Source organism: Candidatus Similichlamydia epinepheli, from assembly GCF_003056015.1.
This window is the reverse complement of record NZ_PPEU01000070.1, coordinates 1-3,795: the sequence shown is the minus strand read 5'-3', so window position 1 is coordinate 3,795 and position 3,795 is coordinate 1. Positions and strand designations below refer to the sequence as shown.

The following is a 3,795-nucleotide window of genomic DNA, read 5'->3' as shown; positions in this document are numbered from 1 at the left end:
CGCTTTTGTCAACATGCTAATCGAGTTTAGGTTTTTAATTTCACACTTCGGCCGTAAAGATTCACCCTCTTTTCTAACTGATAAATTCGCGTCAATGCGCAGCTGGCCCTTTTCCATATCGCAGTCAGATATTTCCCGGAACCAGATCTTCCAGCATATCAAGTGTCACTTGAGCTAATTCAGCATATCAAATCGAATATGCCAGAGTTGCCTAAGGAAAGGCGCAGAAAAATTGCGGAAAAGTATTGCCTAAATTCAGAAGTGTCTCGTGTTATGGTTGCCGATTCAGAAATTTTTCGTTTCTTCGAAGAAGCAACAAAATCATCCTCTCATTTTCAACAACTAGCAAATTGGATCATCGTTGAATTTCCAGGACAACTTGGATTCCCAGTCTATCAATCTGGAATCGAGGCTCAACAAGTCGCAGAGTTAGTTAATCTCATTAACTCTAAAACTTTGTCTGGAAAAAATGCTAAGATTGTGGCCTCTAGCATGATTAAAACTGGGCTTGACCCTTCAAGGATCCTTAAGGAAGACCCCTCTCTTGGTTTGTTACACAATAAAACAGAACTAGAGGAGCTTGTTTTCTCAACGCTAGAAAGCAACCAAAGCTCTATCTCAGATTACAAGAATGGCAAAGCAAGGGCTTTGAACTTTCTGGTTGGTAAGGTTATGGCTTCTTATAAACAGGCCGATCCAGAAGTAGTTCGTCAGATCATTTTGGAGAGGATTAGTTGCTAATAATTTTTCACAACTCCTCCAGCCGCCTGAAATCCCTCCAAGTAACGTTGTAAATGGGGGGAATCATTGAACAAAACTAGTTGATTCAAAAGATCCCACTGTTCATTTAAAAACCTCTCCTGAATCAACCTTACAGACCATACAGAACCAGAGCTCTGAAGATAGCGAATTATGCGGTTGCAGACATTTTCATCTGAGATGGCCTCTCGAGATATACATACTCCAGTAGTGGACGGCTCAGAGGAGGCGAAAATTTTTCCGTTTTGGAACCGCAAAAAAGGAGCCGTAGACCATTCCCCTTCTAAGAGAATGTTCATTCGAGGGAATGTCTCCAGCTCAGAGAAGCTAATCAGTCGATCTACAAGTCTTTCTTTGTTATGTTTCAATAGAAACCATCTTTCCAATTCTTGTGGCAATACAAGGTCTAACGTAGCAAATATTTCTGAGTAACTTTTATGTTTAAGAAATGAGTTATAACTGCCGTTATAAAAGATGAATCCGGCTGTTTCTTTCAAAAAATTAGGAAGTGCCACATCGAGAAAGGACTCGAAAGCAAGTCGAATAGCTGACACTCTTGCTTCATTGAAAGGGGCATCATTCCAAACTTCGTACTGCAATTCCCAAAAAATTCTCTTGCCATCTTCAACATGCGATCTAGCATCTTCAATGAGTCTGTTCCATGCAAGAGAAGATGTCGAAGAAATATCTACCTGAATCAAAATATAAAAATTGAAAGTGTCTTGCATAGAAAATCAATACGAAAATTTCCTTTAAATATTTCATCCATTGAAAAGGTCTTTAAATTGAAACTGAAGTTCTTTTTTCATAGAAATGATATCTGCATCTTGATTTCCGCATAAAATGAGAATTCCAGCTCTCTCAACCGAATTCAAAACAACCTGTGAAAGATAGCCTGGAAAAAACCCAGTATGCTCCAGGTACGGATCATTCAGAAAAAAGCCAGAATGATAAGATATATTTTCAGCTGGATTAGACAAAAATCTCACTTTAGCTTCGACATTTTTAAACAAGAATGAAGGAGAATATCCTAAATCGCCTGACAGGAAAAGAGTATACCAATTTCGCAAATCTCTAGCACAACTGTAAAGTCCGGCAGCAGAGAATGCCTTTGTTTGATGAAGTGATTGACCAGCTTCATAAATAACTTCATGTGAAGAAGACTTCTTATGGCCAACGACCCACTTTTGTTCTTGCTGCTGGCTCAAATAGCCTGTGGAAAAGAGACTCATTTTCTTGGAATGCTTACGCACTTCATCTTCAAATGACGAACCTAAAATTTGTTCAAAAAAACGACCAATGATCGCGTATCCATAGTTTGAATAAAAAAAATAATTTCCAGGAGAAAACTGCAATTCATTTTGTACACCCTTTTTAAAAAGTGTTTCTGATAGCACAGTGCTAGGACTTTGATCTTCATCATATGAAGGCAACCCAGATTGATGATTAAAAAGATGAAAAAGTGTAACCTCCTGAAAAGAAGGCGGAAAATTATCCGGGAAAAAATCGCTCAATCTCTGAGACCACTTAATCCCTTTTTCATTTCCTAAATTAAAGAACATGTCGGCAACGATATGTTTAGAAAGGGAACCTATTCTAAAAATAGATCCTGAATCAATGGCATCACCGCTTCCATCTTTACCCCAACTTCCTTCAAATAAAGTTTGATTGTCCTTCCAAACAACTGCATACGCAAACGTATCCGGATTTACATCTAGCTGACTAACAATAGACACTTCATTCAAGCGGGAAACCGAAGAAGCGAAAGATCTCAAGGCGGTTGTGTACATAGTCTCAATTTTTTTATTCGATGATGTGCCAACAAGGGTAGCAGTACGACTAAAATTACGTGGAAGTGAAAACAAAGATTCCTTCTTCCGAGAAAAGAAATTTTGAGAAAAAAGAGCTATTTTTTTGTCTGTTTGTTCTCCTTCAATTGCTTGAGACAACAAAATATCTCTATCTATTGCTATTACACCTCTCAATCGATCTACCATTCATTCCGCTCCCAAAATGGAAATTACGATAAGTTGAGATTGAAATTATTTTCTGTCATTCTAAGAAAACGGAAACTAATAACATCCATTAACTCTCACATAAAAATGGGTTAATTATGAAAAAAACTATATAATTTTATCGGATTCTTGATCCAACATAGTTACACAAACATCAGGCCATGATCCCCTCTAGAGGGAACTTCGTTAACAAACAAAACAAGACCTTATATTTAAAATATAAATATACCCATAAAAAGATATGGGAACCTGTGATCATTCCTAAACAAGAATTCATTTTATACTGGTTTTCAGAGATTTATTTGGAACTACAATACACTGCAAGAGAAAGTACAAAATTCAACAAGCATGCTGTTGGAGTTATTTTCACATCTAACAAGATTTTTAAATAAATTTTTTGAAAAGAGAGTTCATGACCCTGCCATTATTTTCGTTGGATGAAATTGTTATCGGTCTAACAGCCCAAGTCGGCATTCCATTTAAACCATTGGAAGAAAAAATTATTTCTTTTTTCGAAGACAAAGGATTTGCTTGTTCACGAATACGAGCATCAAAACTATTAGCAGAACTTCAAGATAGAAACCTTGGCCCTGAGGAATGGAAAAATCTAGACAGCAAACAATTTATGGAATTTGCTGGTGACCTATTGAGATTAGAAACTAAATCTCCAGAAGTCTTATCATTGCTGTTCATTAACAAAATTAGACAATTGCGAAAATCTATACTTGGTAAACACGTCATTGTTCTGCGATCCTTTGGACATCCACAAGAAATCGCACTCATGAGGCATATTTACAAAAAAAATTTCTTTCTTATTGGTGTTTCTGCTTCTTTTCAGTTCAGAGCTGATTGTATAAGGGAAAAGTCAGGCGACCTATCTGAAGAGGCGATTCTTCGTTTGGTAAACCATGATCGACCAAATGCTATTAAAGATGATCTTAATAGAGTTCAAACTGCCACAGCCGCTTTTTTTACAAAAAAAAATACTCACATCGACAACCCCTCGCTGTACAAAAACGAT

Annotated in this window: 4 protein-coding genes and 1 pseudogene; 2 read left to right on the top strand and 3 right to left on the bottom strand. The window is 37.0% G+C overall.

Annotated features, from left to right (window positions below; all coding sequences use genetic code 11):
- Nucleotides 1-162 (bottom strand): annotated as a pseudogene (locus GCCT14_RS05660) (hypothetical protein); the annotation flags it as partial.
- A gap of 36 nt (nucleotides 163-198) precedes the next feature.
- Between GCCT14_RS05660 and GCCT14_RS03880 the strand changes: the two are divergent.
- Nucleotides 199-741, top strand: coding sequence for an Asp-tRNA(Asn)/Glu-tRNA(Gln) amidotransferase subunit GatB (locus GCCT14_RS03880; RefSeq protein WP_157952589.1), 543 nt, complete (start codon nucleotides 199-201; stop codon nucleotides 739-741).
- Here GCCT14_RS03880 and GCCT14_RS03875 read toward each other — a convergent pair.
- Both GCCT14_RS03875 and GCCT14_RS03870 read right to left on the bottom strand, forming a co-directional pair.
- The gene (locus tag GCCT14_RS03875; RefSeq protein WP_108624315.1) at nucleotides 738-1,487 is read right to left on the bottom strand and encodes a hypothetical protein; all 750 of its coding nucleotides are present in this window, start codon (nucleotides 1,485-1,487) and stop codon (nucleotides 738-740) included. The genes GCCT14_RS03880 and GCCT14_RS03875 overlap by 4 nt on opposite strands.
- Nucleotides 1,488-1,520: 33 nt before the next feature.
- Nucleotides 1,521-2,756: a serine hydrolase domain-containing protein gene (locus tag GCCT14_RS03870; protein ID WP_108624314.1), complete on the bottom strand. Its 1,236-nt coding sequence runs from the start codon at nucleotides 2,754-2,756 to the stop codon at nucleotides 1,521-1,523.
- Nucleotides 2,757-3,186: 430 nt separating this feature from the next.
- Here GCCT14_RS03870 and GCCT14_RS03860 point away from each other — a divergent pair.
- Nucleotides 3,187-3,795, top strand: a 609-nt coding sequence (locus GCCT14_RS03860; RefSeq protein ID WP_157952588.1) for a hypothetical protein, incomplete at its 3' end; no start/stop codon positions are given.

Excerpts from the sequence above, each read along its gene's own strand:
- GCCT14_RS03880 (WP_157952589.1), top strand. The coding sequence starts at position 199 with ATGCCAGAGTTGCCTAAGGAAAGGCGCAGAAAAATTGCGGAAAAGTAT.
- GCCT14_RS03875 (WP_108624315.1), bottom strand. The coding sequence starts at position 1,487 with ATGCAAGACACTTTCAATTTTTATATTTTGATTCAGGTAGATATTTCT.
- GCCT14_RS03870 (WP_108624314.1), bottom strand. The coding sequence starts at position 2,756 with ATGGTAGATCGATTGAGAGGTGTAATAGCAATAGATAGAGATATTTTG.